Genomic DNA, 26,126 nt, shown 5'->3' with positions numbered 1-26,126 from the left:
GGTGTGTCCTCGCGGGACGGAGATGTCGTGGGTGGTCTCAGGGGCGGGCGGGGCGCGTGGTCGGTCGCGGACGGAGGATCAGAAGCGGCCTCCTCCGCGGCGGCTGCGGGTACCGCCGCCGCCGAAGCTTCCGGGGCCCGATCCGCCGCCGCTGGGGCGTCCGCCGCCGAAGCCTCCACCGCCGAACGAGCCGCCGCCGCGGCCACCGTTCAGGAGCGAGTTGATGACGATGCCGCCCAGCACGGCGCCCATCATGTTGCCGCCTCCTCCGCCGGAGGATCCGCCGCCGAACATACCGCCGCCCTGGAAGGCGCCGACGTCGCGCTGGGCGGACTGGATCGCCTGAGCGGCGAGGTCGTTCGCGCGCTGCGCGTACGACAGCGCCTGTGCGGGGTCGCTCTGCTGCAGCTGCCGGGCCTGCACGAGTGTGGCGCCGGCCTCGGCGAGGCGGGTGCGGGCCTCGGCGCCGATCGCGCCGCGCCGCGAGGTGATGAAATCCTCGGCGGCCGACACCTGGCCCTGTGCCTGCGTCAGGAGCATGCCGAGCTGCTGCGCCGCGCGGGCGGCCTGCTCCTGCGCGTCGCGCACGCCGGCGACGGCCGCGTCGATCTGGGCGTTGGCGGCGTCCAGCGCCGCGCGGGCGGATGCCGGGTCTTTCTGCGGTCCGGAGAGGAGAGCGGTGGCGGCATCCAGTTGCGCGCGGGTGGAGGCGATGACCGCAGCCAGGCGTCCGTCGGGGTCGGGCAGCCCACTGGCGGTTCCGATGTCGTGACCGACCTCGGCGACCAGAGCGTTCGCGTCGACCTCCGCCTGCGCGAGGTCGACGCGGAGCTTCTCGATCGCGGTATGCATCAGCTCGGCCTGGGCGACCGCGTCCTCGGCGGAACGGATGCCCACGGCTGCTGCGGCGCCGTCGCCGGCGCCGATGTCTTTCGCGGCGGCGGCCAACTGGTCGTCGGCGAAACTCAGATCCTGGGCCGCGTGCGTCGGGTTGTCGACGATCGTCGCGAGGGCGGCGGAAGCGTAGGACGCTTGCAGGGCGGTGAGGGCTGCGACGGCGGCGGCGTGCTGGGCTCCGACGCTCTGGCGCTTCTCCTGCACGCGTGCGAGGGCCTCGGGGGCGTTCTGCTCGAGCTGGCGCAGCTCGTCGAACGCCTGCGCCTTCTCGTCGAGTCCGCTGTTCGCCTGCGCGCACAGGTCGATGATCCGCGCGTTCCAGGCGCGTACCTCGGCCTCGGTGTCGGGAACGTCGTCGTCGAGGCGCTGCTTGAGCTCGAACGCCTGGTCGAGGTTCCGCCGCGCCTGCGCGAGGGCCTGCTCGAACTCGGTCACCGCCTGGTCGCCGAACTGGGCGCGGGCGAATCCGAGCTCCTGATCGCTCGTGCGGATGGCGTCGTCTGTCTGCACGAGTGCGGACGAGGCGCGCTGCGCAAGTTCGGCCGTCGGAACGCCGGCGAGCGGGTCGGGCGGCCCGGACGGCGCCGACGATCCCGGCACGAGCGCGCCGCCGTGACCGTCCGTGCGCGCGCGGCGGGAGCGGAGCACGATCCACAGCACGAGTCCGGCCAGAGCCAGAACCACGACGACGAGCAGGATCGGCAGGACGACGCCGACCGCCGAGCCCGATCCGCCCTCGACGGCGTCGGCGAGTCCGTCGGCCGCGGCCGCGGCGGCGCCCTCCCAGTCGCCCGATGCGAGGGCCGGCCCGATCCGCTGCTGCTCGATGGAGGTCAGCTGCTGCTCGCTCACGGGGCCTTTGGAATACCCCGACAGGTAGTACTGGCGCCCGTCGGTCGACACCGCCAGCAGGTACTGGTTCGGGCCGAGGCCGTTGGCCTCCGCCGTCGCGTTCGCCCATTTCTCGGGGTCGGACGGATTGGTGAACGTCGGCACATAGACGACCCAGAGGTCCACAGCGGAGGTCGACGACAGCGAGCGCAACCGCGCGTCGACACTCGATTCCTGGGCATCCGAGAGCACGTCCGACTGGTCGAGCACGTGCGAGCCCCGCAGGCTCACCGGGTCGACCGCCGAGGCCGCTGCGGCGCCGCCTAAGACGAGGGCCGCGGCCAGGGCGAGGGCCAGAATCACACGCGAACGCACAGCGTCATCCTTCCTCGCGAGGCCGCCGCGTGGGCCCCCTCGCCCGATCCTATGCCGCTTCCGGCATGCGGCGAAAGGCGGAGCGGGGCACCGCCCCAGAGAGATCGCAGAGAGGATGCCGCGAATCGGCCGCACCCCGCGCGTGCCGCTGCCGGGTGAGTCGATCCGGGAGTCGCTGCCGTGCCCGCGGCACCGCTCCGGGTAGGGTGTCGCCTTCGGAGGAGACATGGATCACGACGGATTCGATCGATACGGCGGCGATGTCCTGGCCGCAGGGTGGCGCGATGCCGGGCGCCGGCAGGTGAAGGACGTGCCCGCTGAGCACGACCTCGTCGTCGAGGTCGCCGCCGACGGCTACTGCGGCGCCGTCGTGCGCGTGCAGTCGGGCACCGTCGAACTCGAGGACCGGCGGGGGCGCCGACGACTCTTCCCCCTCGGCGGGGGCTTTCTCATCGACGGTGAGGCCGTCCGGCTCGTCGTCCCCCGTGCGGCGCCCGCCGCGCCGGCGCGCACCGCGTCGGGTTCGTTCGCGGCGCCCGAGGCGCGGGCGCGTGTGGCCCGGGCCTCGCGCATCCTCGTGGAGGGGAGGCACGACGCCGAGCTCGTGGAGAAGGTGTGGGGTGACGACCTCCGTGTCGAGGGTGTCGTCGTGGAGTACCTGCAGGGGGTCGACCTGCTCGAGTCCGTGCTGCGTGACGAGCCGCCCGGACCCGGGCGTCGCTACGGGGTGCTGGTCGACCACCTCGTGCCGGGGTCGAAGGAGTCGCGCATCGCCGAGGCCGTGGCGCGGGGGCCGCACGGCGCGCACGTGCGCATCGTCGGGCATCCGCACATCGACGTCTGGCAGTGCGTGCGCGCGGAGTCGCTCGGCATCGCGTCCTGGCCGCCGGTGCCGCGGGGGATCGAATGGAAGGTCGGTGTGAGCCGCGCCCTCGGCTGGCCCGCCGACGACCAGGCCGACATCGCCCGAACCTGGCAGCGCATCCTCGCCTCGGTGCACACGTACCGCGACCTCGACCCGGCCCTGCTCGGCCGCGTCGAGGAGCTCATCGACTTCGTCACCGCCTGACCCGCGTCGAGTGCCCCCGGTACCCTGGACGGATGCCGAACGAGACAGAGAACACCCCGCGCTTCCGCGACAAGCCCGTCTCGTTCGTGCGACGCAGCGGGCGCATGAGCGACGCTCAGGAGCGCGCCTGGGCGGAGCTGTCGCCCCGCTACGTCATCGACGTGCAGCGCGATGCCGCGGCCACCAGCATCCTGCCGGGGAGCCCTCTTGCCCCGTCCGAAGCGTACGGACGCACCGCGCCACTGATCGTCGAGATCGGATCGGGGCAGGGGCACGCGATCGTGCACGCGGCCGCGCAGGCACCCGGCACCGACTTCCTCGCGGTCGAGGTGTTCCGCGCAGGGCTCGCCCGCACGATGCTCGACGCCGACCGCGCCGGCATCCGCAACCTGCGCCTCGTCGAGGCGAACGCCCCCGAGGTGCTCGAGCACCTACTGCCCGAGGCGAGCGTCGACGAGGTATGGATCTTCTTCCCCGATCCGTGGCACAAGTCCAAGCACAACAAGCGGCGTCTGATCGCCCCCGTGTTCCCGCCGCTCGCGGCGCGCGCGCTCCGTGACGGCGGCCTGTTGCGCCTCGCGACCGACTGGGAAGACTACGCGCTGCAGATGCGCGACGTGATGGCGGACGCCGAGGGCTTCGCCCCGGCCTTCGCGGGGGAGTGGGCGCCGCGATTCGACGGGCGCACGATGACCGCGTTCGAGCGCAAGGGCATCGCCAAGGGCCGCGACATCCGCGACCTCGTGTATCGCCGCGCGCCGCGCGCCGCCGCCGCCCGGCCGTGAACGCGGCCCCACCTGCGCGTGACCGCTGGCGGGCCGTGCGTCCGCTCGCGCAGCGTGAGTTCCGGATCCTGTTCGGCGCCGTCGTCCTCTCGGTGTCGGCGGCCGGCATGTGGGCCGTGGTCATGGTGTTCGCCGTCATCCGCATCGATGAAGACCCCGTCCAGCTCTCCGTCGTCGCGGCCGCCAACGCGATCGGACTGCTCGCATCCGCGATCCCGGGCGGCATCGCCGCCGACCGCCTGCCGCGGCGCGTGATCCTGCGCGCCGTCGAGACCCTCAACGTGCTCGCGGTCGGATCCGTGGTGATCGCCGGTCAGTTCGGCGCGCTCACGATCGCCCACCTGGCGGCGGTCTCCTTCGTGCTCGGCGCGGTCGCGGGGTTCTTCTTTCCGGCCTACAGCGCGATCCTGCCCCGCATTTTGCCGGCGGAGCACCTGCTGCCGGCGAACGGACTGGAGGGGGCGATCAGGCCTGCGCTGCAGCAGGCGGCCGGGCCCGCGATGGCCGGGCTTCTGCTCGCCGCGCTCATCCCGAGTCAGGCGGCGACGGCGGTTCTGATCGCCCACGGGCTCGCGCTCGTGCTGCTCCTGCGGCTGCGACCGGAGCCCGCGGCGCCCGAGAGTGCCGCGCCCGAGCAGGCGGCTGAGCGTTCCTCGGCCCGAGGCATCCGGCACGACCTGGTCGAGGCGGTGCAGTTCACGGTGCGCACCCCGTGGCTGCTCTGCACGCTGCTGTTCGCCACGATCTGGGTGCTCCTCACGATAGGCCCCGAGGAGGTGCTGCTGCCGTTCGTGACGCGCGACCGCTTCGGTGACGATCCACGGCTGTTCGGCTTCCTGCTGGCCTGCTTCGGCGCCGGTGGTGTGGTCGGTTCGATCGTGGTCTCCTCGCTGCGGATGCCGCGGCGCTACCTCACCGCGATGACCCTGGTCTGGGGCGTCAGCACATTGCCGTTCGTCGTGATCGGTCTCACCGATCAGTACTGGCTGATGGCGCTGTGCGGCCTGGCGTGCGGGTTCGGTTTCAGCTATGGCAACGTCATCTGGGGCACGCTGCTGCAGCGACGGGTTCCCCGGCACATGCTCGGCCGGATCTCGAGCCTCGACTTCTTCGTCTCGCTCGCCCTCATGCCGCTGTCCATGGCGCTCGCCGGGCCGCTGGCGACCGTGGTGCCCGTCCCGGTGATCTTCGTCGTCGCCGGCGTCGCGCCGTTCGTCCTGTCGTTCATCGTGCTCTGGGTGGCGCGCATGCCGCAGGACGAGATCGCCCATCCTCTCGACGACGGCGGGGGGACGGCCGCCGCGGTGTGAGCGGATGCCTCCGGCCCGGGGCCGCCGTATGCCCGGCCGATGCTCAGAATGACGGGATATGCTCTCACCAGACCCCGCACAGGGTTTCCGGACGAGGGATCCCAGTACCCGGCGAGCGACAAGACTGGCCGAAAGGTCGCATCATGTCGTGGGTCATCCTCATCGTCTCCGGTGTTCTCGAAGCCGTCTGGGCTACCGCGCTCGGCAAGTCGGAGGGCTTCACGAAGCTCGGTCCGACGATCGTCTTCGGCGTCGCGCTCGTCGCCAGCATGGGCGGTCTCGCGTGGGCCATGCGCGACATCTCGACCGGCACCGCCTACGCCATCTGGGTGGGCATCGGCGCCGCCCTCACCGTCGCGTACGCCATGATCACGGGCGACGAACAGGTCTCGCTCGTCCGCGTGCTGCTGATCGTGGGGCTCGTCGGATGCGTGGTGGGGCTGAAGCTGGTCGGCGAGCACTGAGCGCGCCGGCGGTGCGGTCAGTCCGCGCCGCGCACCAGCTCGAGACCCGCGCGGGCGAACTGGCGGGTCGTGGCATCCGGCAGGAACGCGCGCGTGAGCCCCGCGCCGATGCGCGGCAGGTCGGCCTCGTCACGGTACAGCAGGTAGAGCGTCTCGTAGCGCGGCTGGAACTTGGCCTTGAACCGGTGCAGGGACTGGAAGCCGTATACCGGCTCCAGCCCGTCCGACAGTCGGGCACTCAGCGTCGAGATCATCGTGGCCTCGGACGGGTACTCGTGCGCGAGGGGCGCACCCGAGAGCGACATGATCTCGGCGCCCTCGTCGCGGAAGGCGACGGCGGAAGAAGCGATCAGGTACTCCATGACCGGTCCGAATCCGCCTTCACGCCGTCGCATCAGGTCGAGCGTCCAGCCGCGCACGCCGTTCTCGCCGTAGATCGGCAGCCACGAGAGGAATCCGTCGATCGTCCCGTGCGGGTCGACGGCGAGGGCGATGCGCACCTCGGGGTCTTCGGCCTCCGCGAGCGTCCCGAGGGTGAAGCGCATCTCGGGCAGGTCCTTGTCTCCGACCCACTGCTCCGAGATCGCGGTGAGCTGAGCGCGCACGCCCCACGGCACATCGTGCAGACGCGCCAGTCGGAAGGTCATCCCTTCGCGCGCGGCTTTGTTCATCGACGTGCGCACCGAGTTCCAGGCTTTGCCGGTGAAGGCGAGCCCGGGCAGGTCGACGATCGTGTCGTCGGCCACCACGAGCGAGCGCCAGCCGGCGGGGACCGCGGCGCGGGTCGCCTCGCTCGCGCTGAAGAAACAGGGGACGAGCCCGGCGTGCTCGGCGGCGTCGATGAACTCGACGACCGAACGGGCGCGTCCCTGCTCGACGCCCAGCGGGTCGGCGAGGGCGATGACCGCGCCCGCCCGCTTCTGGAACGCGACGATGCCCGTCGAGGAGCGGAAGTAGTCGTTGTTCTCCCACGTCGACATCCACGAGAGCGTCCCGCCGCCCGAGCGACGCACGAGCGCGGCGACCTCGTCGATCGTGGGCTCCGTGTTCGCGCCGATCGTCATGCGCCGATGCCCTGCGAAGGCGCCGCGGACGCTGAAGAGGTAGACGAGCATCAGCAGCGAGAGGAAGCCCGCGCCGATCTCGAGCGAGACATCGCCGAGGAGAGTCGCGTCGGCGTCGAGCTCCGGGTCGCCGATGACCGGCAGCAGCAGGGCGAGGCCGATCGCGCTGAGCACATTGATGGACATCAGTATCAGTGCGATCACCCAGGCCCAGCGTCGGGCCTGGAGAAGTCCGTTGGCGATGATGATGACGACGACGACGTCGATCGCTGTGGACCACCAGTTGCCGTCGAGCGGGTCGGTGGCGCCGAACGGCCCGTCCGTGGGCACGAGGGCGAGGATGACTTCGATCGCGACGAACACGAGCATGCCGAGGAACGCGACGAAGCGCTGCTCGCGCACGGTCGCGCGCTGCGGGCGCAGGGTGCGGTCGACGACCAGGATCAGCAGGACGGCGACGAGGTCTTCGAGGTCGGCCACGGTGCCGAAGATGAGGACGCCGACGATGATCGCGGTCAGGAGCACCATCCAGCCGCGTGTCCGCCAGGGGGCGCGGGCGATGCCCACGAGCGCGGCGACGCACGCGAGCGCACCGGCGCTGGGGCCGACATCGAGCGAGCCGGCGATCTCCTGCGCCCACGCCCAGCCGCTGAACAGCCGCAGCCCGCCGAGCAGCAGTGCGGCGCCGAAGACACCGAACAGCTGCCCGATCCAGAAGTACCCGAGCGCGACGCGCCATCCGCGCAGGTACTCGAGTAGCCCCAGTGCGGCCATCCCGATGAGCGTGGGAAGGTAGACCCACGGCTCGACGACCAGGAACGCACCGGTCACGGGGGTCCACCAGCGGCCCTCGTCGAATGCCGGCAGGCCGAAGGCCCAGACATCCATGCCGGGGCTCTCCACGAACGGCTCCCACAGCCCGCGCGAGACCACCCCGACGACGAGCAGGATCACGAGGGTGACGAGGGTCGCGGGGGTGCGGGTGAGGATGCCGAGCAGACGGCGGGATCGCGCTCGCGCCGTGGGTTCGGTCATGATGCCACGCTATCGAGAGGGGGAGCGGCCGCGCGACACGTCGCGTCGCGGCAGGAGGCTGCTCGCGGCGAGTCCGCCGGGCCGAGGAGGCGGATGCCGCTCACAGTCGGGAAAGCAGCGCGGGACCGAATGCCAGCGCCGCCGCGACGGGGACGACCAGCAGCGCCAGGACGATGAGTGCGATCGCGCCGATCGATCCGATGATCGACAGCACCGCGGCTCCGGCCGCGGAGACCCGCTCGCGCAGCGGAGTGCGCCGCGCGGAGGTGCGCGGAGAGAAGAGGGCGGGGATGCTCGCAGTGGCCATGATCCGACGGTACGAACAGGCCACCGTGGTGCGCGTCGGTCTCGGGGGTGAGGGGCATCCATCTCGGGGATGATTCCCATGCGGCTGTCGTTCGGGGGTTCACGGGGCGGTCACCGCCGTCGAGGTGCCCGGGGCGACGCTGGGGCGTGCGCGACGACTCGCGTGGCGCATGCGCCCGACCGACCACGTTCACTGTGCCCCCGACAGGAATCGAACCTGCGACCTTTGGTACCGGAAACCAACGCTCTATCCCCTGAGCTACGGAGGCGTACCGATCGAGGGTATCACCGCGGCGGGGTGCGGACCGACGCATCCGAGGTGAGAACGTCGTCTCGCCGGTCGTGGGTCGAGCCACTTTCCCCGCCCCCGGAAACCTCGTCGGTGTCCGCGCGCCGACAGGGCTCCCGGGCGTGCGAGGATACTTCGGTGCAACGCATCGTGACCGCCGAACTCGACCTGGAACTGGGGTCATCCGTCGACCTGATCTTCCAGATCACGGCGGCCCAACCGGCGCCCGTGATCCGTGAGGATCTGACGTTCACGCAGGGCGATCGCGTGTACACACCGACCGAGATCGTCGACCAATCCGGCAGTCGTCTGCACCGGCTGGTGGGCGAGTCGGGGCTGCTGACCGTGCGGTACGAGGCGCACATCGACGGACAGGTCGCCCAACGCGCCACGAGTGACCTCGAGGCGATCACGTATCTGCGCCCGAGTCGTTACTGCCAGTCCGACGAGGTCTTCTCGCAGGCGCGCCGTCAGTTCCGCGGGCTGCACGGCATGGATCTCGTCACCGCCGTCAGCGAGTTCGTCGCGACGAGCACGACGTACACCCCGGGGCTCAGTCAGGGGACCGACTCGGCGGTGACCACCCTGATGACCGGTCAGGGCGTCTGCCGCGACTACGCGCATGTCGTCATCGCGCTGCTGCGCGCCATGGACATGCCCGCCCGCTACGCGGCGTGCTTCGCGCCGGGCCTGCGCCCGATGGACTTCCATGCGGTGGCCGAGGCGTACGTGGACGGCTCGTGGTACGTCATCGACGCCACGCGCCTGTCGAACCGGCGCTCGCTCGTGCGCATCGCCACGGGGCGCGACGCGGCCGACTGTGCGTTCCTCAGCTATCACGGGGGCTACGTCGGCCTTCAGCGCATGCACGTCGACGCGTGCGTCGTGCCCGCGGATGCCTCGGATGTCGACGCGCTCTACGCCGCCGCTGCGGCATCCGACCCCGACCTCGACGATCTCGCCGAGCCGGTCCAGCTCGCCTGACCGTCACCGCGTGCGGGGCCTCGGCCTCTGTCTGTGCGCTCTGGACTGGCTCTGTGCCGTGTGCCCTCTGCTCTCTGCCCTGTCGTGGACCGTCGGCGCAGGTTCGGGGTCGCGTGGGGTCGCTTCGCGTAGCTGCGAGCGGCCGCACGCGACCCCAAGCCGTGCGGGTGGCGACCCCAGGAGACCCCGAACGTCACCGTGCGGGCACAAGCGACCCCACACTCCACTGTGTGGGCACAGGGGACCCCAAGCCCGCCTGCCGGGCACAAGCGACCCCACACTCCACCACATGGTCACGAAGGCCCCACGCTTTGGCGGGTCGGGCTGTCGTGGATCGTCGGCGCAGGTTCGGGGTCGCGTGGGGTCACTTCGCGTAGCTGCGAGCGGCCGCACGCGACCCCAAACCGTGCGGGTGGCGACCCCAGGAGACCCCGAACCCGCCTGCCGGGCACACGGGACCCACGCCCGCGGCAAGCGGCCGCACGAGAGCCCGCCCCCCGCCCGGCAGACCACGCGCGGCCCACCCCGCCCCGACCGACGAGCAGGCGCCGAGCGGGGACCCAGGGCTGCGCCCGTAGACTTGACGGGCTATGAATCCGGATGCCCTCGCTGAAGCCCTGCTCGCCGTCATCGTCCCGCTCGCCGAGGCCCGACGCGAGGGGTCGAGCGTCGGCCTCACCGCCGCCGACCTGCCGCTCGAGCGCCCCCGCAACCGCGACCACGGGGACTGGGCGTCCAATGCGGCGCTGAAGCTCGGCAAGGCGGTGGGTGCGAACCCGCGCGAGTTCGCGCAGCAGATCGCCGACGCGCTCGCCGCGACCGACGGGGTCGCGAGCGTCGAGGTCGCGGGGCCCGGCTTCATCAACATCCGACTGGATGCCGCGGCAGCCGGCGCCCTCGCGAAGACGATCGTCGAGGCGGGAGCCGCCTACGGCACGAACGACACCCAGCGCGGTGCGAGCATCAACCTCGAGTTCGTGAGCGCCAACCCCACCGGACCCATGCACATCGGCCACACGCGATGGGCGGCGCTCGGCGACGCGATCGCCCGCGTGCTGCTCGCGAGCGGCGCGACCCTCGTGCGCGAGTTCTACGTCAACGACGCCGGTGCCCAGATGGACCGCTTCGGCCGCTCCGTCCTCGCCTCGATCAAGGGCGAGCCGACCCCCGAGGGCGGTTACCCGGGCTCGTACATCGACGAGCTCGGACGCCGCGTCGTCGCGGAGCTCCCGGGCATCCTCGACCTCTCTCTCGACGAGCAGGAGACCCAGGCGCGCGACATCGCCTACCGCCTGCAGCTGGCCGACCTCCAGGCCTCGCTGGAGAAGTTCAACGTCCACTTCGACGTCTTCTTCAGCGAGCGCGACCTGCACGCGCACGGACCCTCCGGCGAGCCGAGCCTCGTCGACGAGGCCGTCGAGCGCCTGCGCGCGCAGGGCCACGTCTTCGACGCCGACGACGCGGTGTGGGTCCGTACGACCGCCTTCGGCGACGACAAGGACCGGGTCATCCGCCGCTCGAACGGCGAGTACACCTACTTCGCTGCCGATGCCGCGTACTACCTCAACAAGGGCGACCGCGGCTTCCGCCACAAGATCTACCTGCTCGGGGCCGACCACCACGGCTACGTGCACCGCCTCAAGGCGCTCGCGGGCGCCGCGGGCGACGACCCCGAGAAGGACATCGAGGTGCTCATCGGGCAGCTCGTCTCGGTCAACGGCGCACGCCTGTCCAAGCGCGCGGGCAACATCATCGAGCTCGACGACCTGCGCGACTGGCTCGGTACCGATGCGCTGCGCTACTCGCTCGCCCGCTACCCCGCCGACTCGCCGCTGACCCTCGACCCCGAGATCCTGCAGAAGCGCACGAACGACAACCCCGTCTTCTACGTGCAGTACGCCCACGCGCGCACGCACAACGTCGCCCGCAACGCCGCCGACTCCGGCGTCGACCGCAGCGCGTTCGCACCCGAGACGCTCGACCACGAGACCGAGTCGGCACTGCTGGGGGCGCTGCAGGAGTTCCCGCGGGTGGTCGCCTACGCGGCGGAGGTGCGCGAACCGCACCGCGTCGCGCGCTACCTCGAAGAGCTCGCGAGCCTCTACCACCGCTGGTACGACAGCTGCCGCGTCACGCCGCTCGGCGACGAGGAGGTCACCGACCTGCACCGCACGCGCCTGTGGCTGAACGACGCGACGGGCCAGGTGCTGCGCAACGGCCTCGACCTGCTCGGAGTGAGTGCACCGGAGCGCATGTGACATGAGCGAGCGCCGCCGTCGTTGGCCCTGGCTCGTCGCCCTCATCGCGGTGGCGGGTCTCGCCGTCGCGGCGTGGTTCGCGGGGGAGTACATCGCGCGCGGCGTGGTCGAGCGCACGATCCGGGAGCAGGTCGTGCGGGGTCTCGATCTGCGCGCGGATCAACGCATCGACGTCGATGTTCCGGGGCCCATCCTGCCGCAGCTGGTCGTGGGAAGCCTCGGAAGCGTCACGATCTCGTCCGACGACGTGACGCTGCAGCAGAAGGACGGCGGTGCGGCGCTCACCGCCGATGTCGTCGTCACAGCCCAGGACGTGCCGATCCGCGGCGGTGACTGGAGCGGCGCACAGGCCAGCGTCACGCTGGACCAGGCGCAGCTGCGCGACCTCCTGCGCGGCGTCGACGGCTTTCCGGCCGACACGGTGAGCCTCGCGGCGCCGACGATCGACGTGGCCATGGACATCCCGCTGTTCGCCCTCACGGTGCCGGTCGGCGTGGGACTCACCCCCGGCGTGTCCGGCACGGATCTCGTGCTCACGCCGACGACGCTGCGCCTCGGCGACGCCGAGGTCTCGGCCGACATCCTCGTCGACCAGTTCGGCGCCGTCGCGCGCACGGTCGTGCGCGACTGGAAGGTGTGCATCGCGTCGTATCTGCCCGAGGCCGTGCGCCTGACGGGCGTCCAAGTGCGGGATGCCTCGCTCATCGCCCGCTTCGAGATCGACAGCTCGATCCTGCAGCCCGGCGCGGCGGACCACCGAGGGACCTGCGCCTGACCCGGACCGGGCCGTTCCGACACCGGTGTGTCGCATGCGCGAGGCGGTATGCGGGCGTGCCCTAGACTTCTATGACTGCCGGGCGTGACGTGACCGACGGCAGCCCGACCCCACACGATTGGTGCCCTCCCGTGTCCGCCGTTCCCGACCGCCCGCTCGTGCCGGAATGGCTCGTCGCGCCCCGTGACGCCAATGAGCTCGTCGCCTCCGTCTGGCCGGAATCCGCGACCCGCGATGCCGAGGGTGCACTGCACATCGGCGGCATCGGCGTCGCCGAGCTGCGCGAGCGGTTCGGCACCCCGCTCTACGTCCTCGACGAGGACGGCGTCCGGGCTCGTGCCCGCCGCGTGCGCGCGGCGTTCGAGGCCGCGGCCGCACGGCATGGCATCCAGGCCCGCGTCTACTACGCGAGCAAGGCGTTCCTCTCGACTGCGGTGGTCCGCTGGGTGACCGAGGAGGGGCTCGCGGTGGACGTCGCCACCGGCGGCGAGCTCGCCGTCGCGCTGGCGGGCGGGGCGGAGCCCGCGCGCATCGGCCTGCACGGCAACAACAAGTCGCGTGCCGAACTCGAGCGCGCGGTGGAGATCGGCGTCGGAACGATCGTCATCGACTCGGTGATCGAGATCGAGCGGGTCGCCGAGATCGCCGCAGCGCGAGGCCTCGTCGGTGACACCGCCCAGAAGGTCCTCATCCGCGTCAACACGGGCGTGCACGCCGAGACGCACGACTTCCTCGCGACGGCGCACGAGGACCAGAAGTTCGGGTTCGCGCTGACGGATGCCCCCGCCGTCGCCCGGCGCATCCGCGAGCTGCCCTCGCTCCACCTCGCCGGGGTGCACTGCCACATCGGATCGCAGATCTTCGGCACGAGCGGGTTCGCCGAGTCCGCGGCCCGGCTCGTCGACCTCTACGCGGACCTGCGCGCCGGGGGAGAGCTCGCCGTCCTGAACCTCGGCGGCGGCTTCGGCATCGCCTACACCTCGGTCGACACCCCGACCGCGATCGAAGACCTCGCCGACGGCATCGTCGACGCGGTGGCGCGTGAATGCGCGGCGCGCGATGTGCCGCTGCCGAGCCTCGCCTTCGAACCCGGCCGCTCGATCGTCGGTCGCGCCGGCGTCACCCTCTACGAGGTCGGCACGGTCAAGCCGGTGCGGGCATCCGAGGACGTCACCCGTCTCTACGTCAGCGTCGACGGCGGCATGAGCGACAACGCGCGCCCCGCCCTCTACGGCGCGCAGTACTCCGCTCGGATCGCCTCGCGCACCTCGGCCGCCGCGCCCGCGCTCAGCCGCGTCGTCGGTCGGCACTGCGAGTCGGGCGACATCGTCGTCGACGCGGAGTACCTGCCCGGCGACGTCGCCCCCGGCGACCTGCTCGCGGTGCCCGCCACCGGTGCCTACTGCTTCTCGCTGGCCAGCAACTACAACTACGTGCCGCGCCCGCCCGTCGTCGCCGTCGCGGGCGGGACCGCCCGGGTGATCGTGCGCGGCGAGACCATCGACGACCTGCTGGCGCGCGACGCCGGCATCCCCACCCCGACCGAGGACACCGAATGACCGACGACCGCCGCCTCCGCGTGGCGCTGCTGGGTGCGGGCTCCGTCGGCTCGCAGGTGGCCGCGCTCCTCCTCCGCCACGGCGACGAGCTCGCCGACCGGGCCGGAGCCCGGCTCGACCTCGTGGGCGTCGCCGTCCGCGATCTCGACGCGCCCCGCGACACCGACATCCCGCGCGAGCTGCTCACGACCGATGCCGAGACGCTGCTGGTCGGCAGCGACATCGTGATCGAGCTCATGGGCGGGATCGAGCCCGCACGGACACGTCTGCTGCAGGCGCTGAACGCCGGTGCGGACGTCGTCACGGGGAACAAGGCGCTGCTGGCCACCCACGGCCCCGAGCTGTTCGAAGCGGCCGACCAGGTCGGCGCCTCCGTCCACTACGAAGCGGCCGTCGCGGGGGCGATCCCGATCATCCGGCCGCTCCGGGACTCGCTCGCCGGCGATCGCGTGCAGCGGATCCTCGCGATCGTCAACGGCACGACCAACTACATCCTCGACCGCATGGACCTCGAGGGCGCGGACTACGCCGACGTCCTCGCCGACGCCCAGCGCCTCGGGTACGCCGAAGCCGACCCCACCGCGGACGTCGAGGGCTACGACGCCGCGCAGAAGGCGGCGATCCTCGCCTCCCTCGCCTTCCACACGACCGTTCCGCTCGACGCCGTGCACCGCGAGGGGATCACCCAGGTGGATGCCGCGCTCATCGAATCGGCGCGCGCCGCCGGGTACGTCGTCAAGCTCCTGGCCGTGTGCGAGCGGCGCACCGACGAGGGACGCGAGGCGATCTCGGTCCGGGTGCATCCGGCGCTCGTGCGCCGGACGCATCCGCTGGCGAGCGTCCACGGCGCGAACAACGCCGTCTTCGTCCAGGCCGAGGCCGCGGGCGACCTCATGTTCTACGGCGCGGGCGCCGGTGGCGTGCAGACGGCCTCGGCCGTGCTCGGAGACGTCGTCTCCGCCGCACGACGGCACATCGCCGGCGGCGTCGGCGTGGGGGAGTCCACCCGCGCGAACCTGCCGCTGCTGCCGATCGGACGCGCGACGACGCGCTACCAGATCACCCTCGAAGTCGACGACCGGCCGGGCGTGCTCGCGACCGTCGCCGGCATCCTCGCCGACGGGAACGTCTCGATCGCCACGGTCGAGCAGAGAATCATCCCGGGTGACGGGACCGCGCGGGCGCGCCTGGTCATCGGCACCCACATTGCACTCGAGCAGGATCTCGGTGACACGGTGGAACGACTCGCCTCCAGCGGCGTCGTCGACCGGGTCGCCTCGGTGCTGCGGATGGAAGGAGACTGAACATGGCACATGTCTGGCGCGGAGTCCTCCGCGAATACGCCGACCGTCTGGGCGTCACCGACGCGTCGACCGTCGTCACCCTCGGTGAGGGCGGCACCCCGCTCATCCCCGCACCGGCGCTCTCGCAGCGCACCGGCGCCGATGTCTACGTCAAGTTCGAGGGGATGAACCCCACGGGCTCGTTCAAGGACCGCGGCATGACCGTGGCGCTCTCGCGCGCCGTCGAGCACGGGGCCAAGGCCGTCATCTGCGCGTCGACGGGGAACACCTCCGCGTCGGCCGCGGCGTACGCCGCCCACGCCGGCATCACGGCCGCCGTCCTCGTGCCCGAGGGCAAGATCGCGATGGGCAAGCTCAGCCAGGCCGTCATCCACGGCGGACGGCTCATCCAGATCCGCGGCAACTTCGACGACTGCCTCGAGATCGCGCGCGAGCTGGCCGACAACTACCCGGTGCACCTCGTCAACTCGGTCAACCCCGATCGCATCGAGGGCCAAAAGACGGCCGCCTACGAGGTCGTCTCGCAGCTCGGGGATGCCCCCGACTTCCACTTCATCCCGGTGGGCAACGCCGGCAACTACACCGCCTACACGCGCGGCTACCGCGAAGAGGCCGAGCGCGGCGTCTCGACGCGCGTCCCCCGTATGTTCGGCTTCCAGGCCGAGGGCTCCGCGCCGCTCGTGCGCGGGGAGGTCGTGAAGAACCCCGAGACGGTCGCCTCCGCCATCCGGATCGGCAACCCCGCCTCGTGGCAGCTCGCCCTCGAGGCGCGCGACGCGACCGACGGCTGGTTCGGCGCGATCTCGGACGACAGGATCCTCGCCGCGCAGAAGCTGCTCGCGGGCACCGTCGGCGTGTTCGTCGAGCCGGGTTCGGCGATCAGCGTCGCGGGTCTGCTCGACCGTGCCGAGGCCGGTGTCATCCCGGCGGGCGCCAAGGTCGTCCTCACGGTCACCGGTCACGGCCTCAAGGACCCGCAGTGGGCGCTGCGCAACGCCGACGGGTCGGAGGTCACCCCGACCGTCGTCGACGCGTCCACCTCGGAGGTCGCCTCCGTGCTCGACCTGGCATGAGCGACGCGGTGCACCCGCGGTCTGTCGCGATCCGCGTCCCCGCGACGAGCGCGAACCTCGGACCCGGGTTCGACACGCTCGGCCTCGCGCTGAGCGTCTACGACGAGCTGGTCGTGACGTCCCTGCCCGAGCCCGGTCTCGAGATCCTCGTGACGGGCGAAGGCGCCGCAGACGTGCCGAGGGATGCCTCGCATCTCGTCGTCCGTTCGATGGCGTACGCGTTCGCGGCCGTGGGCCGCGAGCTTCCGGGCATCCGCCTCGAAGCCGTGAACACGATCCCGCACGGTCGCGGCATGGGCTCGTCGGGCGCCGCCGTGGTGGCGGGTCTGCTCGCGGCGAAGGGCCTGCTGTCGGGCGAGGTCGAGTTCGGCCCCGACACGCTGCTGCGCCTGGCCACGGAACTCGAGGGGCACCCCGACAACGTGGCGCCGGCGCTGTTCGGCGGTCTCACGATCGCGTGGATCGACGAGAACGGCCCGCAGCACAAGAAGCTGCTGGTGCACCGCGGCGTATCGCCGCTCGTCTTCGTGCCCGAGTTCACGATGTCGACCTCGGTGGCGCGCGGGCTCGCCCCGCTGCAGGTCACGCGTGAGGACGCGGTGTTCAACGTGTCGCGCTCGGCGCTGCTGATCGCGGCGCTGACCCAGAGCCCGGAACTGCTGCTCGCGGCGACCGAGGACAAGCTCCATCAGTCCTACCGTGCGCAGGCGATGCCCGCGACCGACGCGCTGGTGCGCGGACTGCGCGCCGAGGGGTTCGCGGCGGTCGTCTCGGGTGCCGGTCCGAGCGTCCTCGTGCTGGCCGACGGCCCCGGCCGCCGGCTCGACGCGGCGCGCGTCGCGGCATCCGTTTCGGACACTCCGTGGGAGCCGCTGATGCTCGCCGTCGATGTGAGGGGTGGTACAGTGAGGGACCATACGGAGGGTTCCGCGGCACGTCCGTGAGTCTGGCCTCCGTCGCAATTCTGCGAACCCCTGCACAGCACCCCTGCTTCCCGACGCCCTGAACGGGCTCTGAAGCGTATCGTGTCGGCGCCTGTCGTGGACGGCGCCCGTGCGGACCTGTCATGTCCACTATTCCCAGTGAAGGAGACCTCGTGGAGTCACTCTCCGAGATCCAGACCGAGAACGTCGACGCTGCGCGCGAGGACGCCGCAGTCGAGACGGTTCCCACCCCCGAGACCCCTGTCGCGGATGTCGTGACGGACGACGCCGCGCAGATCGCGTCCGCCGAGGCCGTGTCGGCCGAGACCGAGGAGGCCGTCGAGGCCGAGGATGCCGTCGAGGCCGCCCCGGCCGAGGCCGAGCCCGAGGCGCACGCCGAGACCGTCCCCGTCGAGGCCGACGCTCCGGCGGAATCAGCCGAGGCCGCCACCGAGACCCCCGCGCCTGAGGCCGAGGCATCGTCCGACGCCGCACCGGCCGAGCCGGTCGCCGCCGAGCCCGTCGTCGAGGCCCCGCCCGTGAAGGCGCCCCGCAAGCGCGCACCGCGTCGGGCGAAGAGCACCGATGTGCCGGCCGAGAAGCCCGCCGACGCGACGGCGGATGTCGAGGCCCCCGCGGCGGACGCGGCTCCCGCCGCGGAGGTTCCCGCGGTCGAGGCTCCGGCGACGGACACCGCCGTCGACGCTGCCGTGACCGAGGCTGCGACGCCGGCCGAGGAGGCGACCGCCGAGTCCGCCCCGGATGCCGCCGCCCCCGCGGGCGACCAGGCCGCCGAGGCGCCCGCCGAGAGCGGCGACGCCACCGATGCGCCGTCCGAGGCGACCGCTGAGAACACGGACGGTGCGACCGAGGGCGAGACCCCCAGCCGCAGTCGCAGCCGATCGCGCAGCCGCAGCCGTGGCCGCGGCCAGAAGACCGATGCCGCGCAGAACGGCCAGAACGCGCAGAACGGTCAGAACGGCCAGGGCGCCCAGAATGGCCAGGGCGCGCAGAACGCTCAGAACACCGCAGCACCGGCCGGCCAGAACGCAGGTCCCGAGGCCTCCGAGGGTGACGCCGACGACCAGCAGAGCACGGGCCGCGGACGCCAGCGCAACAAGCGCCGCGGACAGGCGCAGAACGGCGACGAGTTCGAGACCGAGATCGGCGAGGACGACGTCCTCATCCCGATCGCGGGCATCCTCGACGTGCTCGACAACTACGCCTTCGTGCGCACCACCGGCTACCTGCCCGGCACCAGCGACGTCTACGTCTCGCTCGGCCAGGTCAAGAAGTACAACCTGCGCAAGGGCGACGCCGTCGTCGGAGCCATCAAGCAGCCCCGCGAGGGCGAGCAGTCGAGCCGGCAGAAGTACAACGCGCTCGTCAAGGTCGATGCGATCAACGGCCTGTCGGTCGACGACGCGGCGACCCGTGTCGAGTTCGGCAAGCTGACGCCGCTCTACCCGCAGGAGCGCCTGCGCCTGGAGACCGCCCCCGAGAAGCTCACCCAGCGCATCATCGACCTCGTCGCCCCCATCGGCAAGGGCCAGCGCGGCCTCATCGTCGCGCCCCCCAAGGCGGGCAAGACGATCGTGCTGCAGCAGATCGCCAACGCGATCGCGACGAACAACCCCGAGGTGCACCTCATGGTCGTGCTCGTCGACGAGCGGCCCGAAGAGGTCACCGACATGCAGCGCACGGTCAAGGGCGAGGTCATCGCCTCGACCTTCGACCGTCCGGCCGAGGACCACACGACCGTCGCCGAGCTCGCCATCGAGCGTGCCAAGCGCCTCGTCGAGCTCGGTCGCGACGTGGTCGTGCTGCTCGATTCGATCACCCGCCTCGGGCGCGCCTACAACATCTCGGCGCCGACCTCCGGTCGCGTGCTGAGCGGCGGTGTGGATGCCTCGGCGCTCTACCCGCCCAAGCGCTTCTTCGGCGCGGCGCGCAACATCGAGAACGGCGGCTCGCTCACGATCCTCGCCACGGCGCTGGTCGAGACCGGCTCCAAGATGGACGAGGTCATCTTCGAGGAGTTCAAGGGAACCGGCAACAGCGAGCTGCGCCTGTCGCGTCAGCTCGCCGACAAGCGGATCTTCCCGGCGGTCGACGTGAACGCGTCCTCCACCCGTCGCGAAGAGATGCTGCTGAGCTCCGACGAGGTCAAGATCACCTGGAAGCTGCGTCGCGCCCTCGCCGGCCTCGACCCGCAGCAGGCCCTCGAGGTCGTGCTGGGCAAGCTCAAGGAGACCTCGTCCAACGTCGAGTTCCTCGTGCAGATGCAGAAGTCGATCCCCGCCCCCGCGAACGGGCACGGTGCCGGAGGCCACGGGCACGAGAACAGCATCCGCTGAGCGGGTCGTCGTGTTCGAATCCGTCCAGACGCTGATCGACGAGCACCGAGCGGTCCAGGAGGAACTCTCCGACCCCGCGGTGCACGCTGATGCGGCGCGCGCCAAGCGCGTCAACCGGCGCTATGCGGAGCTCTCGAGAATCGTCGCCGCGCACGACGCCTGGCGTGCCGCAGGCGACGATCTCGAGGCCGCGCGTGAGCTCGCCCGCGAGGACGACGCCTTCGCCGAGGAGGTGCCCGCTCTCGAAGAGCGGCTCTCGGCCGCGCAGGAGAAGCTGCGGCGTCTGCTGATCCCGCGCGACCCCGACGATGCGCGCGACGTCATCCTCGAGGTGAAGGCGGGGGAGGGCGGCGCCGAGTCGGCGCTGTTCGCCGCCGACCTGCTGCGCATGTACATGCAGTACGCCGCGTCCATGGGATGGAAGACGGAGCTTCTCGAACACAACGAGTCCGACCTCGGCGGCTTCAAAGACGTCCAGGTCGCCATCAAGGGCTCCTCGAGCGATCCCGCGCAGGGGGTCTGGGCGCACCTCAAGTACGAGGGCGGCGTGCACCGTGTGCAGCGGGTTCCCGCCACCGAGTCGCAGGGGCGCATCCACACGTCCACGACGGGCGTGCTCGTCTTTCCCGAGGTCGATGAGCCCGAAGAGATCCAGATCGATGCCAACGATCTGAAGATCGACGTCTTCCGCTCGTCGGGCCCGGGCGGGCAGTCGGTCAACACGACCGACTCCGCCGTCCGCATCACCCACGTCCCCACGGGCATCGTCGTGTCGATGCAGAACGAGAAGAGCCAGCTGCAGAACCGCGAGGCCGGTATGCGCGTGCTGCGCGCCCGCCTGCTCGCGAAGCAGCAAGAGGAGCGGGATGCCGCGGCATCCGATGCTCGGCGGTCGCAGATCCGGGGGATGGACCGCTCCGAGCGCATCCGCACGTACAACTTCCCCGAGAACCGCATCGCCGACCACCGCACCGGCTACAAGGCGTACAACCTCGATCAGGTGATGGACGGGGCCCTCGGCCCGATCATCGAGTCGGCCATCGCGACCGACGAAGAGGCGCGGCTCGCCGCTGTGGGCGTGCACGGATCCTGACGCGACTGGAGCCGTGGGGCGCTACGCTCGCGTCATGATCATGTTCCTGCTCCGCGCGCTGATCTTCCTGGTCTCCGCCGCCGTCGGTCTGCTCGTCGCAGACCTCGTGCTGCCCGGGTTCACCGTCGACTGGCGCAACCCCGGCGGCTTCGTGCTCGCGATCGTGATCTTCGCCGTCCTGCAGAGCGTGCTGGCACCCTGGCTCGCCCGCGTCGCCCAGCGCAACGCGCCCGCCTTCCTCGGGGGCATCGGCATCGTCTCCACGTTCGTCGCGCTCCTGGTCACCGCGATCATCCCGAATGCGGGCCTCACGATCGGTCAGCCGTGGTGGACCTGGATCGTCGCGCCCATGATCGTGTGGGTGGTCACGGCGATCGCCACCTTCCTGCTGCCGGCGCTGTTCCTGAAGAAGAAGGTGCAGGAGCGTCGCAGCTGATGCGGAGCGGCGCAGCCATCAGCGACGCCCCGCCACCCACGTCGCGACCGGGCTCGCTCCGGTGAGCTCGCCGTCGGATGCCGTGGCCAGATCGATCGGCCAGACGACGATGTCGGCGGGCGAACCGACCGACAGCGATCCGGTGATCCCGCCGCCGAGCAGACGCGCCCCGGCCGCGGTGTAGAGCCGCAGTGCGCTCGTCCGATCGATCGCCTCGTCGTCGCCGAGAACCCCCGCGCGTGTGCGGCGGGTCGTCATGCCGATCAGGCTCTGAAGTGGATCGAGCGGGCCGATCGGATGATCCGTCCCGGCGCTCACGTCGACTCCATCGGACAGAAGCGAGCGCCACGGGAACATCCGCGCGACGCGCGCGGGTCCGAGCGCGTGCAGGAACGGGCCGATCAGACCGTCGCGCAGTGCCTGCTGGCAGGTGAGCGGTACGCCGGCCTCTTTCGCCTGGTGACGCTGAGCGGCCGTGATCAGCGCTCCATGCTCGATGACGACCTGTCCGAACGCCGGCGCGAGTCCGGCGGCACGTGTGGCCTGCACGGCGTCGAGGAAGACCTGGATCGCCCGCTCGCCCATTGCGTGCGCGCCGACGCGCCAGCCACGGCGCACACAGCCCGAGACGATCGCCGTCGTCTCGGTTTCGTCGGCCAGCAGAGTTCCCGCGAAGCCGGGGCGGTCGGCGAACGGCTCGGCGAGTGCGGCTGCCTCCACTCCGCCGTCGAGCAGGATCTTCAGGCCCCACACCCGCAGCATGTCGTCGCCGGCGTCGGGGTGCACGCCCTGCGCCTCGAGGCCGTCGAGGTACGCGTCGATCCCGCCCGCGGCGGCGATGGCGCTCGCCGGGCTGTAGATCATCGCGCGTGTGCGGACGTGCAGCCGCCCGTCCTGGTGGGCGGTGCGCAGCGCGCCCCAGTCGGACACGGTCACGGCGGCATCGCGGACGACGCCGATACCGTGGTCGCGGTAGCGTGCCGAGACCACGTCGATGCCGTCGACGAGGCGCTCCGCGGCGGGAGCCGGAATCAGGCGCTGGACGGCGACGAGTGCCTCATCCTGCAGCGGACCCTGGGGCACCCCGCGGGAGTCGCGCACGATGACGCCGCCGGCGAGGTCGGGTGTGGAGGCGCCGATGCCCGCGAGGTGCAGGGCGGCGGTGCTGGCAGAGCCGTTGTGCCCCCCGGCGCTGGACCAGCACGGGGTGGTCGGGGGCCGCGGCGTCGAGCTCGCTCGCCCAGGGCAGCCGGCCCTCGGCCACGAGGGATTCGTGCCAGTCGGCGGCCGTCACGATCCATTTTCCGGCGGGGGTGATCGCGGCGCGTTCGCGGATGCCCTCGAGGATGTCGGTGACACTGCGGCGAGCAGACATCGGCACGCCCAGCTCATTGGCCGAGGTGAGCACGAGGTGGTTGTGGGTGTCGATGAAGGCGGGGTGAGGAACCCCGTCGAGGCGGACGTGCTCCGTGTCGGACGAGCGCCAGCGCGAGAGAAGGTCGTCGACGTCACCCGTCGCGAGAGCGACGATCGTGCCGTCCGCGACGGCGATCGCGGTGCGCAGGCCCTCGCCGTCGCGGGTTTCGATGATCGTCTGGGCGGAACGGGGCATCGGTCTTCTCTCTCGAACACAAACGGAATAGGTATTCCGTTTGTTACGATAGGCCGCGTCCGGTGACGACGCAAGACCCCCTCGGGGGTGCGGACGAGGGGAGGCCGGGGTGCGAGCGGACGCACGACGCAATCGCGAACGGATTCTGGAGCACGCGGCATCCGTGCTGTCGACGTCCGGGCCCGCCGCGTCGATGGAGGAGATCGCACAGGCGGTCGGCGTCGGGGTCGGAACCCTGTACCGCCATTTTCCCGACAAGCCGGCGCTGCTGGATGCCATCGGTGCGCGGACCCTGCAGGCGTTCGGCGAGGTCACCGCCGCTCTGGTCGCGGATCCCACACCCGACGGTGACGTCGTCGCGCTCCTGCATCGTTATGTCGATCGCGCCGCCGCCGATGCCACGCTGCGCTTCGCCCTGGCTGCCGCGCCCCGAGGCGAGGCGTCACTCGTGCACGACGCGATGCGGGCGCACCGCAGCGATCTGGAGGAGCTGATCGCGCGCGACACCTCGCGCGGCCTGCTGCGCCCCGGCATCGACGTCGACGCCTTCCGGGCCCTGTGCGCCGCCGTCGTGCTGACGATGGATGCGCCGCTTCCCGACGGTTCGTGGAGAACGGTCGCCGCCGTGGTCGAGGACGGGCTGCGCGCTCCTCAGATGTAGTACTCGGGCGTCGTGAGAAGCGCCCGGGTGTCCTCTCCCGACCGGCGCGAGCGCACCTTGGCGGGGACGCCCACCATGATCGAGTCCTCCGGCGCATCCCGGGTGACGACGGCGTTCGCGCCGACCGCTGATCCCGCGCCGATCGTGATCGGGCCGAGGATCTTCGCGCCCGCCCCGACGGCGACGCCGTCGCCGAGCGTGGGATGGCGCTTGCCGCCCTCGCGGGTACGTCCGCCGAGGGTGACGCCGTGGTAGAGCATGACGTCGTCGCCGATCTCGGCGGTCTCGCCGATCACGACGCCCATCCCGTGATCGATGAAGAAGCGGCGTCCGATCACGGCGCCGGGATGGATCTCGACGCCGGTGAGCCAGCGCGTGAACTGAGACAGGGCGCGAGCGGGAAAGCGCAGCCCCCGACTCCACAGCGCGTGCGCGATCCGGTAGGACCAGATGGCGTGCAGGCCGGAGTACAGCACCGCGATCTCCGCGCTGCTGCGTGCCGCGGGATCGCGCAGCCGCGCTGCGGTGACGTCTTCACGCATGCGGGCGAGGAAGCCGAAACGGGGAGACTCGCGCGTCACTGGGGTCCTCTCGATCTGGAGCGGGGCGCACCCGGCACGGGCACGGCCGCGGGCGTCGACGGATGCCGATGCCCGCGGCCGATGATACGGAACCCGCGCGTCAGATTCCTGCGGGTTCGTCGCGCAGGTGCTCGTAGAGGGCGGTGGAGAGGTACCGCTCGCCGAACGAGGGGATGATCACCACGATGTTCTTGCCCTCGGCCTCGGGCCGCGCGGCGACCTGGAGCGCCGCCCAGATGGCCGCGCCGGAAGAGATGCCGACGAGGATGCCCTCGGTCGTCGCGACCTCGCGGGCGACCCGGATCGCGTCGTCGAACTCGACGTCGACGACCTCGTCGATGACGCCCTGGTCGAGGATCGGCGGGATGAAGTTCGGACCGATGCCCTGGATCTTGTGCGGACCGGGGGTGCCCTTGGTCAGCAGCGGGGAGTCGGCGGGCTCGACGGCGACGATCTTCGCCTCGGGCACGCGCTCCTTGAGGACCTGGCCGACGCCCGAGATGGTGCCGCCCGTGCCGATACCGGCCACGAAGTAGCCGATCTCGCCCTCGGTGTCGCGAAGGATCTCCTCCGCCGTGGTCGTGCGGTGGATCGCGACGTTCGCCTCGTTGGCGAACTGCTTCGCGAGGATCGCGCCGGGGGTCTCGGCGGCGATCTCCTCGGCCTTGGCGACCGCGCCCTTCATGCCGAGAGCGGGCTCGGTGAGCACGAGCTCGGCGCCGTACGCCTTCAGAAGGAGACGACGCTCGATCGACATCGAGGCGGGCATCGTGAGGATCACCTTGTAGCCGCGCGCCGCGCCGACCATGGCGAGCGCGATGCCGGTGTTGCCGCTCGTGCCCTCGACGATGGTGCCACCGGGCTTCAGCTCGCCCGAGGCCTCGGCGGCGTCGACGATGGCGATGCCCAGGCGGTCTTTGACGGAGGACGCGGGGTTGTAGAACTCCAGCTTGGCGAGGATCGTGCCCGGCAGGCCCTCGGCGATGCGGTTGAGCCGCACGAGGGGAGTGTTGCCGAATGCGCTGGTGATGTCGGGATGGATGCCGGACATGGAGTACCTTTCGTGGGGCTCTCGGATTCAGTGACGAGCCTATGCGGCGAGGCGATGTGAGCGCTGAATGTGACGAATCGTCACAGAGCCGCCCGCTCCCGCGTCGGTAGTCTGGAACCACTCATGTCCACGTCGCACGAACCCGCTCTCCCGTCCGCCCCCGCAGATCCTCTTCTTTCGGACGTGCTGCGGACGGCGGCATCCGTCCTCGCCGCCGCAGGGGATCCGACCCCCGAGGTCGATGCCGAGCTCCTCGCCGCCCACGTGTCCCGCCGTTCCCGGGGCGAACTGGCCGCGATCTCTCTGCGCGGCGGTGCGTTCGAGGGCGACCTGGACGAGTTCGAGAGCCTGATCGAGCGCCGCGCCGCGCGCGAGCCGCTGCAGCATCTCACCGGGCTCGCGCCCTTCCGGCATCTGGAACTGCGAGTGGGCCCCGGCGTGTTCGTGCCGCGCCCCGAGACCGAGATGGTCGCTCAGCTCGCCATCGACGCGCTCCGTGCCACCGCCGAGCCTGCGCCGATCGCCGTCGACCTCGGCACCGGGTCGGGTGCCCTGGCGCTCGCGATGGCGACGGAAGTGCCGAACGCGCGCGTCCACGCGGCGGAGAACGCCGTCCCCGCATTCCTCTGGGCCAAGGAGAACTTCGCCGCTCTGGCGCCCGCCGCGCGGCTGGCGTTCATCGATCTGGCATCCGCTTTTCCCGACCTCGACGGCCGCGTCGACGTGCTCGTGTCGAATCCGCCCTACGTTCCCGACGCGGCGATCCCGCGCGATCCCGAGGTGCGTTTCTGGGATCCGCCGTCGGCCCTGTACGGCGGTGAGGACGGCTTGGATGTCGTCCGCATCCTCTCCGACGTCGGGCTGCGGCTGCTGCGCCCGGGCGGCCTCATCGTGATCGAGCACGGTGAGTGGCAGGGCGCCGCCATCCGCGAGCTGTTCACCGCAGCGGGCTGGCGGGCCGCCGCCACCCACCCCGACCTCACGTCGCGCGACCGGGCGACGACGGCGCTGCGCCCCTGAGCGGCCCGCCTCGC

Annotated in this window: 21 protein-coding genes, 1 tRNA gene, 1 pseudogene and 1 riboswitch; of the genes and pseudogenes, 16 read left to right on the top strand and 7 right to left on the bottom strand. The window is 71.4% G+C overall.

The window, feature by feature from the left end; all coding sequences use genetic code 11:
* Window positions 1-78: 78 nt before the first annotated feature.
* Window positions 79-2,103 (bottom strand): TPM domain-containing protein, encoded by a 2,025-nt coding sequence (locus JOE64_RS14710; RefSeq protein WP_271202581.1) that lies wholly within the window; start codon window positions 2,101-2,103, stop codon window positions 79-81.
* 226 nt (window positions 2,104-2,329) lie between these two features.
* Here JOE64_RS14710 and JOE64_RS10695 point away from each other — a divergent pair, with 226 nt between their 5' ends.
* The 4 genes from JOE64_RS10695 (at window position 2,330) to JOE64_RS10680 (ending at window position 5,731) form a co-directional block, all read left to right on the top strand.
* Window positions 2,330-3,172, top strand: coding sequence for a DUF3097 family protein (locus JOE64_RS10695; protein WP_204964235.1), 843 nt, complete (start codon window positions 2,330-2,332; stop codon window positions 3,170-3,172).
* Window positions 3,173-3,204: 32 nt separating this feature from the next.
* Window positions 3,205-3,957 (top strand): tRNA (guanosine(46)-N7)-methyltransferase TrmB, encoded by a 753-nt coding sequence (gene trmB, locus JOE64_RS10690; RefSeq protein ID WP_204964234.1) that lies wholly within the window; start codon window positions 3,205-3,207, stop codon window positions 3,955-3,957.
* Window positions 3,954-5,267 carry an MFS transporter gene (locus JOE64_RS10685; RefSeq protein ID WP_204964233.1) on the top strand — a complete coding sequence of 438 codons (1,314 nt, stop codon included), beginning with the start codon at window positions 3,954-3,956 and terminating at the stop codon, window positions 5,265-5,267. The genes trmB and JOE64_RS10685 overlap by 4 nt, the downstream gene beginning before the upstream one ends.
* 66 nt (window positions 5,268-5,333) lie before the next feature.
* Window positions 5,334-5,400: riboswitch (guanidine-III (ykkC-III) riboswitch) on the top strand.
* Between the two features lie 10 nt (window positions 5,401-5,410).
* Window positions 5,411-5,731 (top strand): DMT family transporter, encoded by a 321-nt coding sequence (locus JOE64_RS10680; RefSeq protein ID WP_204964232.1) that lies wholly within the window; start codon window positions 5,411-5,413, stop codon window positions 5,729-5,731.
* A gap of 17 nt (window positions 5,732-5,748) precedes the next feature.
* Here JOE64_RS10680 and JOE64_RS10675 read toward each other — a convergent pair whose 3' ends face one another.
* From JOE64_RS10675 to JOE64_RS10665, 3 genes are all read right to left on the bottom strand, one after another.
* Window positions 5,749-7,830: a bifunctional lysylphosphatidylglycerol flippase/synthetase MprF gene (locus JOE64_RS10675; protein ID WP_204964231.1), complete on the bottom strand. Its 2,082-nt coding sequence runs from the start codon at window positions 7,828-7,830 to the stop codon at window positions 5,749-5,751.
* A 100-nt stretch (window positions 7,831-7,930) separates the two neighbouring features.
* Window positions 7,931-8,137 carry a hypothetical protein gene (locus tag JOE64_RS10670; protein ID WP_204965120.1) on the bottom strand — a complete coding sequence of 69 codons (207 nt, stop codon included), beginning with the start codon at window positions 8,135-8,137 and terminating at the stop codon, window positions 7,931-7,933.
* Window positions 8,138-8,332: 195 nt separating this feature from the next.
* Window positions 8,333-8,405: transfer RNA gene (locus JOE64_RS10665), tRNA-Arg, on the bottom strand.
* A gap of 158 nt (window positions 8,406-8,563) precedes the next feature.
* On the opposite strand from JOE64_RS10665, the gene JOE64_RS10660 reads away from it, so the two are divergent.
* The 10 genes from JOE64_RS10660 to JOE64_RS10615 all read left to right on the top strand — a co-directional run bounded on the left by JOE64_RS10660 (window position 8,564) and on the right by JOE64_RS10615 (window position 21,187).
* Window positions 8,564-9,409, top strand: coding sequence for a transglutaminase-like domain-containing protein (locus JOE64_RS10660; RefSeq protein WP_204964230.1), 846 nt, complete (start codon window positions 8,564-8,566; stop codon window positions 9,407-9,409).
* A gap of 590 nt (window positions 9,410-9,999) precedes the next feature.
* On the top strand, window positions 10,000-11,667 hold the full coding sequence (locus tag JOE64_RS10655) for an arginine--tRNA ligase (protein WP_204964229.1): 1,668 nt from the start codon (window positions 10,000-10,002) through the stop codon (window positions 11,665-11,667).
* Window position 11,668: 1 nt separating this feature from the next.
* Window positions 11,669-12,442 carry an LmeA family phospholipid-binding protein gene (locus tag JOE64_RS10650; RefSeq protein ID WP_204964228.1) on the top strand — a complete coding sequence of 258 codons (774 nt, stop codon included), beginning with the start codon at window positions 11,669-11,671 and terminating at the stop codon, window positions 12,440-12,442.
* A 131-nt stretch (window positions 12,443-12,573) separates the two neighbouring features.
* Window positions 12,574-14,001: a diaminopimelate decarboxylase gene (gene lysA / locus JOE64_RS10645; protein WP_204964227.1), complete on the top strand. Its 1,428-nt coding sequence runs from the start codon at window positions 12,574-12,576 to the stop codon at window positions 13,999-14,001.
* Window positions 13,998-15,305, top strand: coding sequence for a homoserine dehydrogenase (locus JOE64_RS10640; RefSeq protein WP_204964226.1), 1,308 nt, complete (start codon window positions 13,998-14,000; stop codon window positions 15,303-15,305). The genes lysA and JOE64_RS10640 overlap by 4 nt, the downstream gene beginning before the upstream one ends.
* 2 nt (window positions 15,306-15,307) lie before the next feature.
* Window positions 15,308-16,378: a threonine synthase gene (gene thrC, locus JOE64_RS10635; protein ID WP_204964225.1), complete on the top strand. Its 1,071-nt coding sequence runs from the start codon at window positions 15,308-15,310 to the stop codon at window positions 16,376-16,378.
* Window positions 16,375-17,322 carry a homoserine kinase gene (thrB, locus tag JOE64_RS10630; RefSeq protein ID WP_204964224.1) on the top strand — a complete coding sequence of 316 codons (948 nt, stop codon included), beginning with the start codon at window positions 16,375-16,377 and terminating at the stop codon, window positions 17,320-17,322. The genes thrC and thrB overlap by 4 nt, the downstream gene beginning before the upstream one ends.
* Before the next feature lie 152 nt (window positions 17,323-17,474).
* Window positions 17,475-19,658, top strand: coding sequence for a transcription termination factor Rho (gene rho / locus JOE64_RS10625; RefSeq protein WP_271202583.1), 2,184 nt, complete (start codon window positions 17,475-17,477; stop codon window positions 19,656-19,658).
* A 10-nt stretch (window positions 19,659-19,668) separates the two neighbouring features.
* A complete protein-coding gene (prfA, locus tag JOE64_RS10620; protein ID WP_204964222.1) occupies window positions 19,669-20,751 on the top strand; it encodes a peptide chain release factor 1 in 1,083 nt (360 codons plus the stop codon).
* Between the two features lie 34 nt (window positions 20,752-20,785).
* Entirely contained in the window at window positions 20,786-21,187 is a 402-nt protein-coding gene (locus JOE64_RS10615; RefSeq protein ID WP_204964221.1) for a phage holin family protein, read from the top strand.
* 18 nt (window positions 21,188-21,205) lie between these two features.
* Here the strand turns inward: JOE64_RS10615 and JOE64_RS10610 are convergent.
* A pseudogene (locus tag JOE64_RS10610) lies at window positions 21,206-22,799 on the bottom strand (amidohydrolase).
* Window positions 22,800-22,908: 109 nt separating this feature from the next.
* Between JOE64_RS10610 and JOE64_RS10600 the strand changes: the two are divergent.
* Window positions 22,909-23,460 (top strand): TetR/AcrR family transcriptional regulator, encoded by a 552-nt coding sequence (locus tag JOE64_RS10600; protein ID WP_204964218.1) that lies wholly within the window; start codon window positions 22,909-22,911, stop codon window positions 23,458-23,460.
* Here the strand turns inward: JOE64_RS10600 and epsC are convergent.
* Complete coding sequence (gene epsC, locus JOE64_RS10595; RefSeq protein ID WP_204965052.1) at window positions 23,451-24,002, bottom strand: serine O-acetyltransferase EpsC; 552 nt, start codon at window positions 24,000-24,002, stop codon at window positions 23,451-23,453. The two genes, JOE64_RS10600 and epsC, sit on opposite strands and share 10 nt — an antisense overlap.
* A 139-nt stretch (window positions 24,003-24,141) precedes the next feature.
* Entirely contained in the window at window positions 24,142-25,092 is a 951-nt protein-coding gene (gene cysK, locus JOE64_RS10590) for a cysteine synthase A (protein WP_204964217.1), read from the bottom strand.
* A gap of 123 nt (window positions 25,093-25,215) precedes the next feature.
* Between cysK and prmC the strand changes: the two genes are divergently transcribed.
* Window positions 25,216-26,112, top strand: a complete 897-nt coding sequence (gene prmC, locus JOE64_RS10585; protein WP_204964216.1) for a peptide chain release factor N(5)-glutamine methyltransferase — start codon at window positions 25,216-25,218, stop codon at window positions 26,110-26,112.
* Window positions 26,113-26,126 lie beyond the last annotated feature (14 nt).

It is taken from the genome of Microbacterium dextranolyticum, from assembly GCF_016907295.1.
Lineage (GTDB): Bacteria > Actinomycetota > Actinomycetes > Actinomycetales > Microbacteriaceae > Microbacterium > Microbacterium dextranolyticum.
Note: the sequence above shows the minus strand (reverse complement) of the source record. Positions and strands in the feature narration are given on the sequence as shown.